Below are 15,084 nucleotides of genomic sequence, written 5' to 3'. Positions count from 1 at the left end.
CACCCCGCCCGGCCCAATCGCATGAAACGCATTCCGCGACCACCCACGAGGGGCTGCGCCGTTGGCTGGAAACTACGGCCACCAGCCACGCCCGAACCGGGCGAAATGATCGGCCGCCCGTTCGAACGGATTGCGCGCACTCACCCCGCCGCACAGCAGGTACACCGGCAGGTACAGCGGGCCCAGCACCATGTACTGGTACACGTGCGCCCGTTCGTGATCATCCAGCCGGATCAGCGGCTCCACGCCCCACCCTGCCTGATGCGCATAGGTGCGGCAGGAAATGCCCAAGTCATGGCCGGTATGCAGGATCACGTTCCCCAGAGTGATCGCCCCGCCTGGCCCCCACGGCCAGCGGTCGAACACCAGCGCGCAGTCACGGCCGCTCCAGCGCAATGTCGCGCCGCCGAGCATGCCGGCCAAGCCGCCGATCACGCCGAGCAGAGAATTGGGTGACGTCCACACCGCGCCCAGCACCTGCAGCGCGCGCAGCCAGATCGGCCAGGGCGTTGCTCCAGTCTTCAATCGGCCTCGTTGGGGATCAGGAGCCACAGGATCAGGTAGACCAGGATGCCAGGGAAGGCGGCGGAGGCCAGCGAAACCAGCACGTAGATCACCCGCAGCAGGGTCGCATTCCAGCCGAAGCGATGGGCAATGCCGCCCATCACGCCGGCAATCATGCGGTCGTTCAATGAACGCGACAGCGTTTTGGGCGCGGTGTTCATGGCGGCAGCTCCGGGAAACGGACAAGGCAGTCGAACATGGCTCGACTCTACACTGCCCCCATGTCTACGGCGTGCGGTGGCGCAGGGCCTGCAGGCGTGCGCCGAACCAGGCGGCTGCGGTCTGTTCAGGCTGCCCCGGACACTGGATGCGGTAGGGTTTGCCACTCATGCTGCTCTGGCTGGCAGCGCGCTCGATGAACTGCTCGGCGCTGTCCACCATGCCCTTTTTCAGCAGGTAATCGTACTTGCGCTGCAGGTGCGCGCGCGCGTCGCTGCCGTCGTACCAGCTGCCATTGCGCTGGAAACGGCACTGGGAGCCATCCAGGCTGGCGATCAGCTGGGCGATCTCCCGGCGTGCATCCGTACTGGGTGCGGCGTGGGCAAGTGGTGCTGTCAGCAGTGCCGCAAGAATCAACAAAATCCGGTACATCATCACCCCCAAGTCAGTCGAGCATGGCTCGACTCTACAGATCGCGCGCCTTCAACCAGCCATCGATCGTGGCCGGTACTTCGCGCTGCGCGCGGCCGGAAACGTAGATACCAATATGTCCACCACGGAAACTGGACTCGGTGTAGTCGTCCGTGCCCAAACGCCCGCGCATCGCGCGCGAGGCATCCGGTGGCACCAGATGGTCCTGCTCGGCATAGATGTTCAGCACCGGCAGCGTCACCTGCGACAGATCCACCGCTTCCTCGCCGATCCGCACCGTGCCGTTCACCAGCCCATTGCCCTGGTAGAACTGCTTGATGAAATCGCGAAACGCCTCGCCCGCCAGGTCCGGTGAATCGAAGATCCACTTCTCCATGCGCAGGAAATCCTCCAGCGCGGCCTTGTCATCGAGGATGTCGAGCAGGCCGACGTACTTCTGCACGTTCAGGCGGAATGGCTTGAGCATCAGGTAACTGGCATTCATCAGGTCGGCCGGGATGTTGCCCAGCGTGTCGACCAGCAGGTCCACGTCCACCTGCCGCGCCCAATGCGAGAGCATGTTGTCAGCCGTCTGGAAGTCGACCGGGGTGACCATGGTGATCAGCTTGCCCAGCTTCTGCCGGCGCAGCGCGGCGTAGCAGAGTGCGAACACGCCGCCCTGGCAGATGCCGAGCAGGTCCACCGGGTCACCACTGCGCGCACGCAGCGCATCGACCGCGCCGTCGATGTAGCGCAGCAGGTAGTCCTCCAGGGTCTGGAAGCGTTCGGACCGGTCCGGGTAGCCCCAGTCCAGCACGTACACGTCCTGGCCCAGCGCCAGCAGCTTCTGCACCAGCGAACGGTCGGCCTGCAGGTCGACCATGTACGGCCGGTTGACCAGCGCGTAGACGATCAGCAGCGGCGTGCGCCGGGTCGGTGCCTGTTCGCCGACGAAGCGGTACAGCACCACCTTGCCGTCACGCCAGACTTCCTCGCGCGCGGTCACGCCATAGTCCACGTCTTCCACCTGCGGCAGCAGCTTCAGCCCTTCCATCAGCTTGCGCTGCATGGCCAGGGTTTCCTGCATCAGGTCATCGGCGTTGAAGCCCAGCGGTCCTTTCATCGGTCACGCGCCCGAGTGGAAGCGCGAGACGCAGCCTTCTTCGCAGACACCTTCTTTGCAGGCGCCTTCTTCGCCGGCGCGGCCTTCTTCGCGGCTTTGCGCGCGGCCGGCTTCACCTTCGCCGGTGCCGGCTGCGACACCGGATCGACCGCGGCGGTCCCCGCCAGCACCGCCACCTGTGCCTGCAGGCGGCGAAGGCTGCGCTCCAGTTCGGCAATACGGCGATGCGCGGCGTCCATCTCGCTGCGGGTCGGCAGGCCGATACGCTCACTCATCTGTTCCACCTCGCGCTGCAGGCCGGCGCGCAGGCGCATCTGCGCGTTGCCCAGCGAGGCGTACACCTGCTGGAACGGTTCGGACATGGCGACCTTGGCGTAGGCCTCCTCGGCCACTTCGATCCACAGGTCGAACATCGCGCGGGCGCTGGTCAACTGGCTGCCGGGCTGTTCGTGCTCGGCCAGACGCTGCTCGAACAACGCGAAGGCCTCGTCCAACGCCTGCCTGATCTGATCAACGTAGGCGCGCGAATGCTGCTGGTACTCCTCCTGCACCCGCAGCAGCGCCTGCCAGCGCGCCTGGTGCTCGCGGCCGGGGCCGAACGCCGGGCTCTGCAGCCACGGGCCCGCCTGCAGCTGGAACTGCTGCAGCCATGCGGCGAATTCGGGCACGGTGGCGCCGGCGTGGGTGCTGCCACGGGCGCCCTGCAGCATCCACTGCAGCATGCCATCGCCCTGCCCCTGCACCGCCTCGCGCCAGGCCTGGGCCACATCGGCACTGCTGGCGTCGCGGCCGGCAAACCGTGCGGCGACCTCCTGCATGGTGCCGTACCAGCTGCCCGCCTGCTCCCGGAACCGGCGCACGGCATCTTCCGGTGCGCCCTGCGCCTGCTCGGGCAACAGCTGGCCCCACCAGTCGAACAACCGCTGCCAGCTGCCGGGGTCGTCACCGGCGGGTGCGCCGGGCGTGCTCGCATGACGCAGGGCATCGCCCCAGGCGCCGAAGTACTGCCGGGCCAGGGTCTCGAAATCGCTGCTGCCGGCGTCGTGGGCCGAGCTGGTCATTGCAGGCCTCCGCTGGGCTGGCTCATGGCTTGGGGATACGCAGGGTCTTGCTGATCATCAGCGACCCGGACAAGGCGAACAACAGCACCATCGGGTGCAGCTGCCACGGGCCGATCTGCCACTGGCCGAACCAGAGGTCCTGGCCGATGGCATCGGTACCGGCGGCAATCGCCAGCACGATCACCAGCACCAGGCTGGTCGGGATCGGGGTGCCCTCGAAATACGTGACCTTGCCCTCGTCGCCGGCGAGCGCCTCGGCGGTGACGTTGTAGCGTGCCAGGCGGCTGACACCGCAGCAGACGAAGTAGCTCAGCACCAGCCAGTCCCAGCCGCCCTGCATGCCGCAGGCATAGGCCAGCGCCGCCGGCGCCACGCCGAAGGAGATCACGTCCGACAGCGAGTCCAGCTCGCGGCCGAGGGTGGAGCTGGACTTGCGCCAGCGCGCGATGCGCCCGTCGAGCGCGTCGAAGATGAAGGCCAGCGGGATCAGCGCCATGCCGAACAGCAGGTAGCCGCGCTCGCCGTCCTGCAGGAAGCGCATCGCGGCAAAGACCGCACCGGTGCCGCAGAAAGCATTGGCCAGGGTGAACCAGTCGGCCAGCTGGAATTCGCGCAGCATCGAGAAGTGACGTTTCATGGGGTCTCACGGAGCATCAAGGCCCACAGGTTACCGCGAGCGCCGCCGCTGGCGACAGCGCTGGCAGGCCCCGCCTTCACCGCTCCCTCACCTGCCCTCACCGACGGTGAATTTTTCGCCACCCATCTTGACAGCCTAGGGGGGTGGCGCCTGTCGCGGCTTATCCACAAAGTTGCCCACGCGTAATCCACACCCCCTGTGGACAACCAGATCTCACCGACTGCGACGCTGGACATTTCCTCATCACCCGGAAGCGGGGTTTCCCTACTTCCCAAGCCACAAGGTCGGCGCTATGGTCACCGGCGGACCCGCCGCCGCCACGTCCGAAACTCTGCAACGGACGATGATGATGCTGGATGCTCCCACCCTGGCCGCACAGCTGCGGCAGCCCCACGGCGAGGCCGCGCTGGCGGTGGCCGACTCGATGAACCACAGCAACGGCGCACTCAACCTGGCCGCAATCGGGCTGCTGGCCGTCGGTGCCGGCGAACGGGTCCTGGAGGTCGGCCCGGGCAATGCGGCCTTCGCGCCACTGATGCTGCAGGCCACCGGCAGCCACTATCTGGGCATCGAGCTGTCCACGGCCATGGTCGAGGCCGGCAACCAGCGGCTGGCCGACGCCGGGATGGCCGAACGTGCGGCGATGCGACACGGCGACGCCCATGCACTGCCGGTCGCCGATGCCGCGATGGATGCCGCGCTGGCGGTCAACACCCTGTACTTCTGGCCAAACCTGGCCCCGGTGCTGGACGAACTGGCGCGGGTGCTACGCCGGGGCGGCCGCCTGTGCCTGGCCTTCGGCGATGCCAGCTTCATGCGCAGCCTGCCATTCGCCGCCGACTTCCAGCTGCATGACCTGGACACGGTGGAGCTGGCGCTGCGGGTATCGGGCTTCCGCGTCTCGGCCTGGCGCAGCCACCGCGAATCCGCGGCCGGCAATGACGGCCAGACCCGAGAAAAGCACTTCCACCTGCTGCTGGCACAGCGGCACTGAAGTGATAGAGCCGGCCTGCACCCGGCCGCCAACGAGCAAAACAGAACACCTGCATCCGCGCCGGATGCGATCCGACCGAGTGGTAGAGCCGGCCGCTGGCCGGCTGCTCCGGCCATTGCGGATTGCCGGCCAGCGGCCGGCACTACCCAGCCTGCACGCGGCGCCGCCAATGCGCGAAACAGAACACCTGCATCACCAGCATGGCCAGCAACCCCAGCGGCCATGCCCACCACAGCCCGGCCAGACCGTGCCGGGACTGCAGCCACATCGCCAACGGCAGCTCCAGCAGCAACACGGCAGCCATGCCCAGCAATGCCGGCAACAGCACCGTGCCGCTGCCGCGCATCACTCCGACCAGCACCGCACTGCCTCCCATCGCCAGCACGCCCCACACCACCGTGCGCAACTGCTGCGTGGCCATTTCGCGCGGCTCTGCGGCCGCCAGGATCAAGCCAGTCAGCCATGGCGCCAGCGCCATCACCAGCAGCACTACGACTGTCAGCATCGCCAGACCCAGCATCACCCCGGTGCGGGCGATGGCAGGCAGCCGTGCCGTACGCCCCGCTCCCATCGCATGCGCGGCGAGGATGGTGGCAGTGATCCCTAGGGACATTGCCGGCAGCTGCACCCAGCTCATCAACTGATTGACCGCACCGTAGGCGGCCGTGGCCGTGTAGCCATAGCGGTTGATCCAGCCCAGCAGCACGATTTCGGCAATGGCCAGGCTGAGCATCTGCAACGAAGACGGTATGCCGATGCGCAGCATCGAACGGATCAGCGCTCCATCAAAGCGGATGGCTTGCAGCAACTCATGCCCCGGGGCCAACGGGTGCCCCATCCGCTGCCACCGCCACATCAGCCAGGCCAGGGCCAGCAGCGAGGCGAGCGCCGCCGAGACTGCCGCACTGGCCGCGCCCAGCTGCGGCAGGCCGGCCCAGCCCAGGATCAGCAGCGGCGTGCACAGCAGGCCGACCACCGTGGCCAGCAGCAGCGCATGCAGCGGCGTTTTGGCATCGCCCACCGCACGGCCCACCGCAGTGGCCAGCCACAGCAGGAAGAACGCCGGTGCCGCCAGCAGCAGGACACGGGCATAGACGATGGATTCGCCGAGGATCGGCGCTGGCGTGCCCAGTGCCGCCAGCAGCTGTGGCGCGAAACCGCCGCCGACCGCCATCACCAGCACTGACAACAGCAGAATCAGTGCCACCGCACTGCCGGCCACCGCGCGAGCCTGTTGCGGCCGGCCCGCTCCCCAGGCCTGGCCGATCAGCACCATCGCACCGGTCGCCAGACCCATTACCAGGGCCAGCAGCAGGAAGAAGACAGGGAAGAACGCTGCGGCGGCGGCCACCGCCTGCGTACCCAGCAGATGGCCGAGGTAGATGTTGTCCAGCGTGCCTGCGGCCAGCTGCAATGCGTTGGTCAGCAGCATCGGCAGCAGCAGGTTCAGATAGGTGTGCCAGAGGGGCGGCGCGACCGGGGGGATGGGATGTGCGGGGGTGTCCATGGGGTTCTCTGGGCAAGGCGCTGCCCTGCCCGGCGTTTCCGCCAGCAAAGCAAGCAAATGGGAGCGGGCGGCCGTGGCCCGCGATCAGGTGGCGCCGCCGCTCAGCAACGGCGCAGTGGCTCAGCCGTCTGCGTGGTCCGAAGAATCATCGAAGGCCAGGCGCAGGGCGTGATTGCGCACATCCTCCGGCCAGCTGCGCAACGCCATTTCCAGGCCCGCCCGGTCGTGCGCGAACAGGACACGGATGGCCTCCTCGAAGCCCGGCAGGTCACCGGCGATGGTCTGCAGGAAGTGATAGGCGCGCTCGGCATCGCGACGCCGGCGGTCCTTGTCCGCACCAGCACGGCTGGCCGCCTCCACCAGCTTGCGCAGCACTACCGAGGCCCCGCCGGGCTGCTCGGCCAGCCACGCCCAGTGGCGCGGCAGCAGGGTCACTTCGCGTGCGACCACGCCCAGCTTGGGGCGGCCGCGGCCACGCGGAGTTGCCGGCGCCTCTTCGGCAGTAACGTCGGCATCCGCCTCGACGGCGGCGGGAAAGGCTTCGACGACCCGCGCCAGCAGTTCTGCGTCACTGCCGCGCGTATCGAAATCACGGGTGCGGCCGGTAGCGTTGTCGAACACCAGCAAGGGTCCGGCAGCGTTGTCGGCGCGCAGCTGCTTGAGGGCCAGCGCGGCCACTTCCGGGGTACCGGAAGCGACCAGCCGGTGGCCGTCGAAACAACTGAAGGGGGGGAGTCGGGACGCAGGCATGGCAATGGCATCGGAGGTGATGCGCGAATATTGCCCGGGTAATTTTCGTTCGTCAATATTGCCCGGGTATTAATCAACCGGAAGAGCGTGCCAACCAAGGTTGGCACCCACCTGGAAGGTTGATCCCCACTCGAAAGATCGCCCCCCTCCCGATTCGCCGGGTTACAGCCGGCTGTAGGACCAGCTGACCATGCGGCCGTCCTGGTACGGCATCACGCCGTGGAAGGGGCGCGGGTCGGCGTCGAACACCAGTGGCAGGAAGTTGCGGTCGCCCTCCCACATCGGCAGCGTGTCCAGCTTGTCCAGGTCCACCCACTCCAGCGTGCCCTCGTGGTTGCCGCCGTGCGGGGTGCCTTCGAAACTGTCGATGACGAACACGAAGCCCAGCCAGTCCTCGCCGTGCTTGCCGAAACCCGGCCAGCTGATGGTGCCGCGCAGGCGCATGCCGGTGCAGTCGATGCCGGCTTCCTCGGCGATCTCGCGGCGCATCCCTGCCGCAACGTCTTCGGTTGGTTCGATCTTGCCGCCCAGCCCGTTGTACTTGCCCAGGTGGTGGTCACCGGGCCGGGTGTTGCGGTGGATCATCAGCACCTGGCGACGATCGGGCGACAGCACGTAGCCCAGGGTGGCGACGATCGGGGTGTACGGCATGGGCAGCATCCAGCGGCAGGTCAGCCGTGGATTATGGCCGATCAGCGCACCAGCGACAGGCGGCGTTCGGCAGCCGCAGTGGCGCCATCAGGATCGCGGCGCAGGGTGGCCACGCCGTGGCCGCGCTCGGCGAGGTATTCCAGCCACTTGCCGAGGAAGGTGTTCATACGCATGCGGTGGCTGATCAGTTCCGCCGGCGGCGGGTACAGGCCCATGGTGTCCTGCCAGCGGCGGCCGACATAGCAATGGGTGGTCTCAGCCTGGCGCGCGTCACGGTACAGGCGCACGTAGGCCGACGGATCGGGCTCGCCGGTGACCGGGTCGGCCAGGTCGTAGGTCAGGCGCAGTTCCACCGTGTAGCGGTGGCACTCGATCACGTCCAGGCGGACATCCAGGCCGTCGCCGATCGAGGAAATGTAGCTGCCCGCCGCCAGTCCGGCCGGTTCGAACAGGCGCACCAGATGGCGATAGTTCTCCGCGTACAGGCCCATGAGCCAGCTCAACCGGCTCAGGCGGGGAATGCGTTCGGTACGGGGCAAGGCTCGGGCCATGGGTCGATCCTACACGTTGGTGCTTCAACGTGGGGGCGTACATGCACAAGCCAAGCCCTGGGGTAGTGCCGGCCGCTGGCCGGCAGCGCAATATCGCGGCCGAGGGTCCATCGATCAGCCGGCCAGCGGCCGGCTCTACCGGCTCCACCGGAATCAATACAACTCGCGCTGCAGCCCCAGCGTGGCCAGCACCTTGCTGGAAATCTCCTCGATCGAGGTATGGGTGGTGCTCAGCGTCGGGATCCGCTCCATCTGGAACATCACCTCGGCCGCGGCCACCTCGCGCTTGCAGGTCTCCAGGTTGGCGTAGCGCGAGTTCGGGCGGCGCTCCTGGCGGATCTGCTGCAGGCGGTCCGGGTCGATGGTCAGGCCGAACAGCTTGCGCCGGTAGTTGCGCAGGCGTGGCGGCAGGCGATCGCTTTCCAGGTCCTCGTCGGTCAGCGGGTAGTTGGCCGCACGCACGCCGTAATGCAGGGCCAGGTAGATGCAGGTGGGCGTCTTGCCGGCGCGCGACACCGCCACCAGGATCACGTCGGCATCGTCGTAGTTCACCGCGATACCGTCATCGTGGGTCAGGGCGAAGTTCATCGCGTTGATGCGGCGGTGGTAGGTGTCGAAGTCGACCATGCCGTGCGCCTGGCCGACCCGGGCCAGGCGCGGGCTTGCCAGTTCACGCTCCAGCGGCTCGATGAACGGCGCGAACACATCCAGCATCAGCGCCCCGCTGTCGGCCAGGATCAGGCTCAGGCTCTGGTCCACGCAGGAGTTCACCACGATCGGCCGGACCTGGTACCGCTCCCCTGCCGCCTGGATCCGGGCACAGGCTTCACGCGCTTTTTCGGGGTCGTCGACAAACGACATGCGGTCGGTAATGAAGCTGAACCCGGAGAACTGGGTGAGCAGGCTATGCCCAATGGTTTCAGCGGTGATACCGGTTCCATCGGAAACGTAGAACACCGGGCGGATGGTCGACATGCGCGCTTTTACCCCCTACGAAGCTTAAAAAGGCCGCCAGCACAAGCTTGTGCCGACGGTGCTCTGCCCGGCATCATATCGGCTTCTTCCTACGGACGCGGCCACTCAGCCCGCCTCGGGCGATGGCCAAACGGAGCATCGCGCTTGAACGAGAACATCCTGTGGTTGCACGAACTGCGTCTGGCCGATCTGGCCCGCGTAGGCGGCAAGAATTCGTCCCTGGGCGAGATGATCGGCAACCTGGCCGGTCTGGGCGTTTCGGTGCCGGGCGGTTATGCCACCACCGCTGAAGCCTTCAAGGACTTCATCGCGCACAACGACCTGTCCAAGCGCATCTTCGACAAGCTGGCCACGCTGGACGTCGAGGACGTCAACGCGCTGACCGCCGCCGGCAAGGAAATCCGCAGCTGGGTGATCGATGCGCCGCTGCAGCCGCAGCTGGACCAGGACATCCGCACCGCCTACGCCAAGCTGAGCGCCGAAAACGGCGGCGGCGACGTGGCCGTGGCCGTGCGTTCGTCGGCCACCGCCGAGGATCTGCCGGATGCCTCCTTCGCCGGCCAGCAGGAGACCTTCCTCAACGTCACCGGTGCCGACGATGTCGTGCACAAGGTCAAGGAAGTGTTCGCCTCGCTGTACAACGACCGTGCGATCGCCTACCGCGTCCACCACGGCTTCAAGCATGAGGACGTGTTCCTGTCCGCCGGCGTGCAGCTGATGGTGCGTTCGGGCGTCGGTTCCTCCGGCGTGCTGTTCACCCTGGACACCGAGTCCGGCTTCCGCGACGTGGTGTTCGTCACCTCTTCGTTCGGCCTGGGCGAAATGGTCGTGCAGGGTGCGGTCAATCCGGACGAGTACTACGTCTACAAGCCCACCCTGCAGGCCGGCAAGCCGGCGATCCTGCGCCGCTCGCTCGGCAGCAAGGCGATCCGCATGGTGTATTCGGATGTCCCGGGTGAGCGCGTCAGGATCGAGGACACTCCGGTCGAACTGCGCAACACCTTCTCGATCAGCGACGAGGACGTGCAGGAACTGTCCAAGCAGGCGCTGGTCATCGAAAAGCACTACGGCCGCCCGATGGACATCGAGTGGGCCAAGGACGGTGTCAGCGGCAAGCTGTTCATCGTGCAGGCGCGCCCGGAGACGGTGAAGTCGCGCAGCCACGCCACCCAGATCGAGCGCTTCGCGCTGACCGAAAAGGGCGGCAACGTGCTGGCCGAAGGCCGCGCCGTCGGCGCCAAGATCGGTTCGGGCGTGGCCCGCGTGGTCAAGACGCTGGACGACATGAACCGCGTGCAGCCGGGCGACGTGCTGATCGCCGACATGACCGACCCGGACTGGGAACCGGTGATGAAGCGCGCTTCGGCCATCGTCACCAACCGTGGTGGCCGCACCTGCCACGCCGCGATCATCGCGCGCGAGCTGGGCGTGCCCGCCGTGGTCGGTTCGGGCAACGCCACCAAGGTCATTGAAGATGGCCAGCTGGTCACCGTCAGCTGTGCTGAAGGCGATACCGGTTTCATCTACGAAGGCAAGCTCGGCTTCGAGCGCACCACCACCGATCTGGGCAACATGCCGCCGGCCCCGCTGAAGATCATGATGAACGTGGCCAACCCGGAACGTGCCTTCGACTTCGGCCAGCTGCCGAACGCCGGCATCGGCCTGGCCCGCCTGGAAATGATCATCGCCAGCCACATCGGCATCCACCCGAACGCACTGCTGGAATACGACCGCCAGGACGCGGCGACCAAGAAGAAGATCGATGAGAAGATCGCCGGCTACGGTGATCCGGTCAGCTTCTACGTCGACCGCCTGGCCGAAGGCATCGCCACCCTCACCGCCTCGGTTGCACCGAACCCGGTGATCGTGCGCCTGTCGGACTTCAAGTCCAACGAGTACGCCAACCTGATCGGCGGCAGCAACTACGAGCCGCACGAAGAGAACCCGATGATCGGCTTCCGCGGCGCCAGCCGTTACGTCGACCCGAGCTTCTCGGCCGCCTTCGCGCTGGAGTGCAAGGCCGTGCTGCGCGTGCGCAACGAAATGGGCCTGGACAACCTGTGGGTCATGATTCCGTTCGTGCGCACCCTGGAAGAAGGCCGCAAGGTCGTCGAGGTGCTGGAACAGAACGGCCTGAAGCAGGGCGAGAACGGCCTGAAGATCATCATGATGTGCGAAGTGCCGTCCAACGCACTGCTCGCCGATGAGTTCCTGGAGATCTTCGACGGCTTCTCGATCGGCTCCAACGACCTAACCCAGCTGAGCCTGGGCCTGGACCGCGACTCTTCGATCGTTGCGCACCTGTTCGACGAGCGGAACCCGGCAGTGAAGAAGCTGCTGTCGATGGCGATCAAGGCAGCACGAGCCAAGGGCAAGTACGTTGGCATCTGCGGCCAGGGCCCGTCCGATCACCCGGATCTGGCCGAATGGCTGATGCAGGAAGGCATCGAGTCGGTGTCGCTGAACCCGGACACCGTGGTCGATACCTGGCTGCGCCTGGCCAAGCTGAAGGCCAACGGCTGATCCGGCTGTAAGGCTGATTAAGGAAACCCCGCCTCGGCGGGGTTTCTGCTTTTGGGGACCAACTGGGCCGATATGTCATTTGCAACTATTCCAGTAGGCGCCCTGAAATGGCCGACGCACACTGGGAGGACTGGAATCGCTTGCCGGCAAGGTTCGCCCCATGACCATCCCGTTCGCACTTGGACTGTCCAACTACTCCGGCCCACTGGCAGGAGCGCAGGATTTCCAGAAGTTTCACGAGTTGGCTATATCCATGCTCGAAAAGCGTGGAGTAGAGGCCACCCACTTTGCGGCTGACGGAAAGGGCCAGAGCGGCAAGTTGGCGAAGCTGGGCAATGCAGCACATCGAAGACTTCTGGCCAGTGGCTTCAACGAGCTGACTCTCCTCGGTGTTGACGCTGTACCCAAAGGAAGTGACGCGCCCGCCTACGATCTGACGGCATCCGTCGATTTCTTCTCCAGTCGTGAGCTTGGAACGGAATTCGTTCTGTTCTCGAAGGACGCTCGCTTTCCTCTGGAACCGCAGTCCTTCCGGGGGCTCCTAGTGGGGCTGATCGCTCTGTATGACTGGGACTTTGGCTACGTCACCCACCCACCCTTCGAGCGCAGCCCGCAGGCTTACATCAGTGGCTACTGCGATGGAACCCAACCCAAGGACGAAGAAGACCGCAATCAGATCTGGCATGACGCCCCGCCGGAGGTGCGCCTGCGCAAGGCCCGCAACATTTTCCCGCTTAGTCTGCTCAATCCGGCACAGCTGGGTGCACCCGTCGCACCCGACAAGACATTGGCTGGGCTACTGCAAGGTACCCCCGGCTGCACATTGGACGAGCTGGTGCCCGGCCGCCTCTGGCTCAGCACGGTAGAACCGCATCTGGTGCAGGGACTACGCTCGCTGCTCAAGGGTACGGGCGCATTGATCGAAGGCGGCTGACATCACGTTCATCCCGCCATGCCGATAATCTGCCCGCATGCAACCCCGCCTCTGCGGGGTTTTCAGTTTTTGGCGTTCTTGAGCGCCGCGCCCGTTCGACAAGGAGCCCGCATGATTGCTACAGCCCCACCCGCCCCCGCCGCAACGCCCTGGTTCCACTCGCTCGACTGGGAACGCCTGCTGGAAACCTACGGCGTGCCGTTGCTGGCCGCGATCGTGGTGCTGCTGGTGGGCCTGTGGGTGGCACGTCGCCTGTCCAATGCCATGCCGCGCGCCACCGCGCGCATGGGTGTGGACCCGATGCTGGGCAGCTTCCTGCGCAACGTGGTGTATGCCGCCTCACTGGTGATCGTGGTGGTGCTGGCCATTGGGACTCTGGGCGTGCAGATCACCCCGCTGCTGGCCGTGCTCGGCACCGCTGGCCTGGCGGTCGGTCTGGCATTGAAGGATTCGCTGTCCAACATCGCCTCGGGCGTGATGCTGGTGACGCTGCGACCGTTCCGCGTGGGCGATGTGGTCACCGTGGCCGGGCAGACCGGCACGGTGCGCGAAGTGCGCATCTTCCAGACCGTGCTCATCGGTGCCGACAACCAGCACACCACCATTCCGAACACGCTGATCACCGCCGCACCGATCATCAACCTCACCGCCGAACCGACGCGCCGCGTCGAACTGGTGATCGGCATCGGCTACGAAGACAACATCCAGCTGGCACGCGACACCGCGCTGGCGCTGATGAAGGCCGACCCACGCGTGCTGCAGACCCCCGCACCGGACGTGGTGGTCTACGAGCTGGGCGCACACGCCATCAACCTCGGCATCCGCTGCTACGTGAAGTCGGCCGACTGGTTCGGCACCAAGGTCACGCTACTGGAGCGGCTGAAGCTGGGCTATGACAAGGCCGGCATCAACATCCCGTACCCGCAGCAGGACATGCACCTGTACCTGCACGGCAAGGATGGCGGCGTGGTTGAAGCCGACGCGCTGGTGCGCGACAAGCCGTGATCCGGCAGTGGAATGCCGGCCAGCGGCCGGCACTACCGCCTGACTGAAATGCCGGCCAGCGGCCGGCACTACCCCTCGCCGCCTGACTGAAATGCCGGCCAGGATCAGGCCGCGACGCTCTCTTCCAGCGTCGGGTAATCGGTGAAGCCGACCGCGCCACCGCCAAAGAACGTGGCGCGATCCGGCGGATTCAGCGCCGCGCCCGTACGCAGGCGCTCGGGCAGATCCGGGTTGGCGATGAACGGCCGGCCGAAGCCGATCAGGTCAGCCCAGCCTTCGGCCAGTGCCTGCTCGGCGCGCTCGGCGGTGTACTTGCCGGCGTAGATCAGCGTGCCCGGGTAGACCATGCGCAGCGCCTGCTTGAACGCCACCGGCATCGGCGGTGCATCGTCCCAGTCGGCCTCGGCAATGTGCAGGTAGCCCACCCCCATCTCACCGAGCAGGTGTGCGGCAGCCAGATAGGTCGCCTGCGGCGTATCGTCCACCGCCCCCTGCAGCGTAGTCAGCGGCGCCAGGCGCACGCCCACACGCTCGCCACCGGCAACCTCGACCACCGCCTGCACCACCTCGCGCAGGAAACGCAGGCGATTCTGCAGTGAGCCGCCGTAGGCATCGGTACGCTGGTTGGCCTGCGAATCGATGAACTGGTTGATCAGGTAGCCGTTGGCGCCGTGCAGTTCCACACCATCAAATCCCGCGGCCAGCGCATTGCGCGCGGCCTGCGCGTAATCGGCGACGATGCCGGGAATCTCGTCCTCGCGCAGCGCGCGCGGCATCGAATGCTGGATCATCTCGCCCAAACCGGCTCCGGGACCCGCCCCAGTCGGGTCGACGAACACTTTCACGCCTTCGGCGAGCAATGCCGAGGAAGACACCGGCGCCGCGCCATCGGGCTGCAGGGCCACATGCGAGACACGGCCGACGTGCCACAGCTGGGCGTAGATGCGGCCACCGGCGGCGTGCACCGCATCGGTCACCTGCCGCCAGCCCTGCACCTGCTCGGCACTGTGGATACCCGGGGTCCAGGCATAGCCCTGGCCCTGCTGGCTGATCTGGGTACCTTCGCTGACGATCAGGCCGGCGCTGGCGCGTTGCGCATAGTAGGCGGCCATTTCCGCGGTGGCGACGTTGCCATCGGCGGCGCGCGAGCGGGTCATCGGCGGCATCACGATGCGGTTGGGCAGCGTCAGCGCGCCCAGGGGGTGGGGGGTGAACATCATGGCGGCAATCTCTTGCGGG

The 15,084-nt window shown here is 66.5% G+C and carries 16 protein-coding genes; 4 read left to right on the top strand and 12 right to left on the bottom strand.

All coding sequences use genetic code 11. The features are described 5' to 3' along the window. Nucleotides 1-72 precede the first annotated feature (72 nt). From O0K41_RS03565 to O0K41_RS03540, 6 genes are all read right to left on the bottom strand, one after another. Nucleotides 73-525 (bottom strand): hypothetical protein, encoded by a 453-nt coding sequence (locus tag O0K41_RS03565; protein ID WP_005413812.1) that lies wholly within the window; start codon nt 523-525, stop codon nt 73-75. Further along, a complete protein-coding gene (locus O0K41_RS03560) occupies nt 522-725 on the bottom strand; it encodes a PspC domain-containing protein (RefSeq protein WP_108270191.1) in 204 nt (67 codons plus the stop codon). Before O0K41_RS03560 ends, O0K41_RS03565 begins: the two co-directional genes overlap by 4 nt. Before the next feature lie 64 nt (nt 726-789). After that, nucleotides 790-1,158: a YfeK family protein gene (locus tag O0K41_RS03555; protein WP_005413813.1), complete on the bottom strand. Its 369-nt coding sequence runs from the start codon at nt 1,156-1,158 to the stop codon at nt 790-792. A 31-nt stretch (nt 1,159-1,189) separates the two neighbouring features. Beyond that, a complete protein-coding gene (phaC, locus tag O0K41_RS03550) occupies nt 1,190-2,257 on the bottom strand; it encodes a class III poly(R)-hydroxyalkanoic acid synthase subunit PhaC (protein WP_012480614.1) in 1,068 nt (355 codons plus the stop codon). Next, complete coding sequence (gene phaE, locus O0K41_RS03545) at nt 2,254-3,318, bottom strand: class III poly(R)-hydroxyalkanoic acid synthase subunit PhaE (RefSeq protein ID WP_164223350.1); 1,065 nt, start codon at nt 3,316-3,318, stop codon at nt 2,254-2,256. Before phaE ends, phaC begins: the two co-directional genes overlap by 4 nt. Nucleotides 3,319-3,340: 22 nt before the next feature. Further along, a complete protein-coding gene (locus tag O0K41_RS03540) occupies nt 3,341-3,955 on the bottom strand; it encodes a phosphatidylcholine/phosphatidylserine synthase (protein WP_005410091.1) in 615 nt (204 codons plus the stop codon). Between the two features lie 343 nt (nt 3,956-4,298). Between O0K41_RS03540 and O0K41_RS03535 the strand changes: the two genes are divergently transcribed. After that, the gene (locus O0K41_RS03535) at nt 4,299-4,949 is read left to right on the top strand and encodes a class I SAM-dependent methyltransferase (RefSeq protein ID WP_164223347.1); all 651 of its coding nucleotides are present in this window, start codon (nt 4,299-4,301) and stop codon (nt 4,947-4,949) included. Nucleotides 4,950-5,091: 142 nt separating this feature from the next. Here O0K41_RS03535 and O0K41_RS03530 read toward each other — a convergent pair whose 3' ends face one another. The 5 genes from O0K41_RS03530 to O0K41_RS03510 all read right to left on the bottom strand — a co-directional run bounded on the left by O0K41_RS03530 (nt 5,092) and on the right by O0K41_RS03510 (nt 9,383). Next, nucleotides 5,092-6,456, bottom strand: coding sequence for an MATE family efflux transporter (locus O0K41_RS03530; RefSeq protein ID WP_123958709.1), 1,365 nt, complete (start codon nt 6,454-6,456; stop codon nt 5,092-5,094). A 120-nt stretch (nt 6,457-6,576) separates the two neighbouring features. Then, complete coding sequence (locus O0K41_RS03525) at nt 6,577-7,206, bottom strand: DUF2239 family protein (protein WP_164222097.1); 630 nt, start codon at nt 7,204-7,206, stop codon at nt 6,577-6,579. Nucleotides 7,207-7,368: 162 nt separating this feature from the next. Next, the gene (locus tag O0K41_RS03520; RefSeq protein WP_005413820.1) at nt 7,369-7,857 is read right to left on the bottom strand and encodes an 8-oxo-dGTP diphosphatase; all 489 of its coding nucleotides are present in this window, start codon (nt 7,855-7,857) and stop codon (nt 7,369-7,371) included. Nucleotides 7,858-7,898: 41 nt separating this feature from the next. Further along, nucleotides 7,899-8,408, bottom strand: coding sequence for a DUF1249 domain-containing protein (locus tag O0K41_RS03515; RefSeq protein WP_005410096.1), 510 nt, complete (start codon nt 8,406-8,408; stop codon nt 7,899-7,901). Between the two features lie 153 nt (nt 8,409-8,561). Next, a complete protein-coding gene (locus O0K41_RS03510; protein WP_005410097.1) occupies nt 8,562-9,383 on the bottom strand; it encodes a pyruvate, water dikinase regulatory protein in 822 nt (273 codons plus the stop codon). A gap of 144 nt (nt 9,384-9,527) precedes the next feature. Between O0K41_RS03510 and ppsA the strand changes: the two genes are divergently transcribed. The 3 genes from ppsA (at nt 9,528) to O0K41_RS03495 (ending at nt 13,845) form a co-directional block, all read left to right on the top strand. Further along, nucleotides 9,528-11,906, top strand: a complete 2,379-nt coding sequence (ppsA, locus tag O0K41_RS03505; protein WP_005410098.1) for a phosphoenolpyruvate synthase — start codon at nt 9,528-9,530, stop codon at nt 11,904-11,906. A gap of 160 nt (nt 11,907-12,066) precedes the next feature. Then, complete coding sequence (locus tag O0K41_RS03500) at nt 12,067-12,840, top strand: hypothetical protein (protein WP_164222099.1); 774 nt, start codon at nt 12,067-12,069, stop codon at nt 12,838-12,840. A gap of 111 nt (nt 12,841-12,951) precedes the next feature. Next, a complete protein-coding gene (locus O0K41_RS03495; RefSeq protein ID WP_164222101.1) occupies nt 12,952-13,845 on the top strand; it encodes a mechanosensitive ion channel domain-containing protein in 894 nt (297 codons plus the stop codon). 104 nt (nt 13,846-13,949) lie between these two features. On the opposite strand, the gene O0K41_RS03490 is transcribed toward O0K41_RS03495, so the two are convergent. Then, entirely contained in the window at nt 13,950-15,065 is a 1,116-nt protein-coding gene (locus tag O0K41_RS03490; RefSeq protein ID WP_164222103.1) for an alkene reductase, read from the bottom strand. Nucleotides 15,066-15,084: the final 19 nt, after the last annotated feature.

Source organism: Stenotrophomonas sp. Sm2128 (assembly GCF_030985535.1).
Classification (GTDB): domain Bacteria; phylum Pseudomonadota; class Gammaproteobacteria; order Xanthomonadales; family Xanthomonadaceae; genus Stenotrophomonas; species Stenotrophomonas maltophilia.
Note: the sequence above shows the minus strand (reverse complement) of the source record. Positions and strands in the feature narration are given on the sequence as shown.

What these genes read in the sequence shown, in the direction of transcription:
- O0K41_RS03520 (WP_005413820.1), bottom strand. Translation starts at nt 7,857, where the DNA reads ATGCCGTACACCCCGATCGTCGCCACCCTGGGCTACGTGCTGTCGCCC.
- O0K41_RS03555 (WP_005413813.1), bottom strand. Translation starts at nt 1,158, where the DNA reads ATGATGTACCGGATTTTGTTGATTCTTGCGGCACTGCTGACAGCACCA.
- phaE (WP_164223350.1), bottom strand. Translation starts at nt 3,318, where the DNA reads ATGACCAGCTCGGCCCACGACGCCGGCAGCAGCGATTTCGAGACCCTG.
- O0K41_RS03495 (WP_164222101.1), top strand. Translation starts at nt 12,952, where the DNA reads ATGATTGCTACAGCCCCACCCGCCCCCGCCGCAACGCCCTGGTTCCAC.
- O0K41_RS03515 (WP_005410096.1), bottom strand. Translation starts at nt 8,408, where the DNA reads ATGGCCCGAGCCTTGCCCCGTACCGAACGCATTCCCCGCCTGAGCCGG.
- O0K41_RS03490 (WP_164222103.1), bottom strand. Translation starts at nt 15,065, where the DNA reads ATGATGTTCACCCCCCACCCCCTGGGCGCGCTGACGCTGCCCAACCGC.
- O0K41_RS03560 (WP_108270191.1), bottom strand. Translation starts at nt 725, where the DNA reads ATGAACACCGCGCCCAAAACGCTGTCGCGTTCATTGAACGACCGCATG.
- O0K41_RS03530 (WP_123958709.1), bottom strand. Translation starts at nt 6,456, where the DNA reads ATGGACACCCCCGCACATCCCATCCCCCCGGTCGCGCCGCCCCTCTGG.
- O0K41_RS03535 (WP_164223347.1), top strand. Translation starts at nt 4,299, where the DNA reads ATGATGATGCTGGATGCTCCCACCCTGGCCGCACAGCTGCGGCAGCCC.
- O0K41_RS03510 (WP_005410097.1), bottom strand. Translation starts at nt 9,383, where the DNA reads ATGTCGACCATCCGCCCGGTGTTCTACGTTTCCGATGGAACCGGTATC.
- O0K41_RS03540 (WP_005410091.1), bottom strand. Translation starts at nt 3,955, where the DNA reads ATGAAACGTCACTTCTCGATGCTGCGCGAATTCCAGCTGGCCGACTGG.
- phaC (WP_012480614.1), bottom strand. Translation starts at nt 2,257, where the DNA reads ATGAAAGGACCGCTGGGCTTCAACGCCGATGACCTGATGCAGGAAACC.
- O0K41_RS03500 (WP_164222099.1), top strand. Translation starts at nt 12,067, where the DNA reads ATGACCATCCCGTTCGCACTTGGACTGTCCAACTACTCCGGCCCACTG.
- O0K41_RS03525 (WP_164222097.1), bottom strand. Translation starts at nt 7,206, where the DNA reads ATGCCTGCGTCCCGACTCCCCCCCTTCAGTTGTTTCGACGGCCACCGG.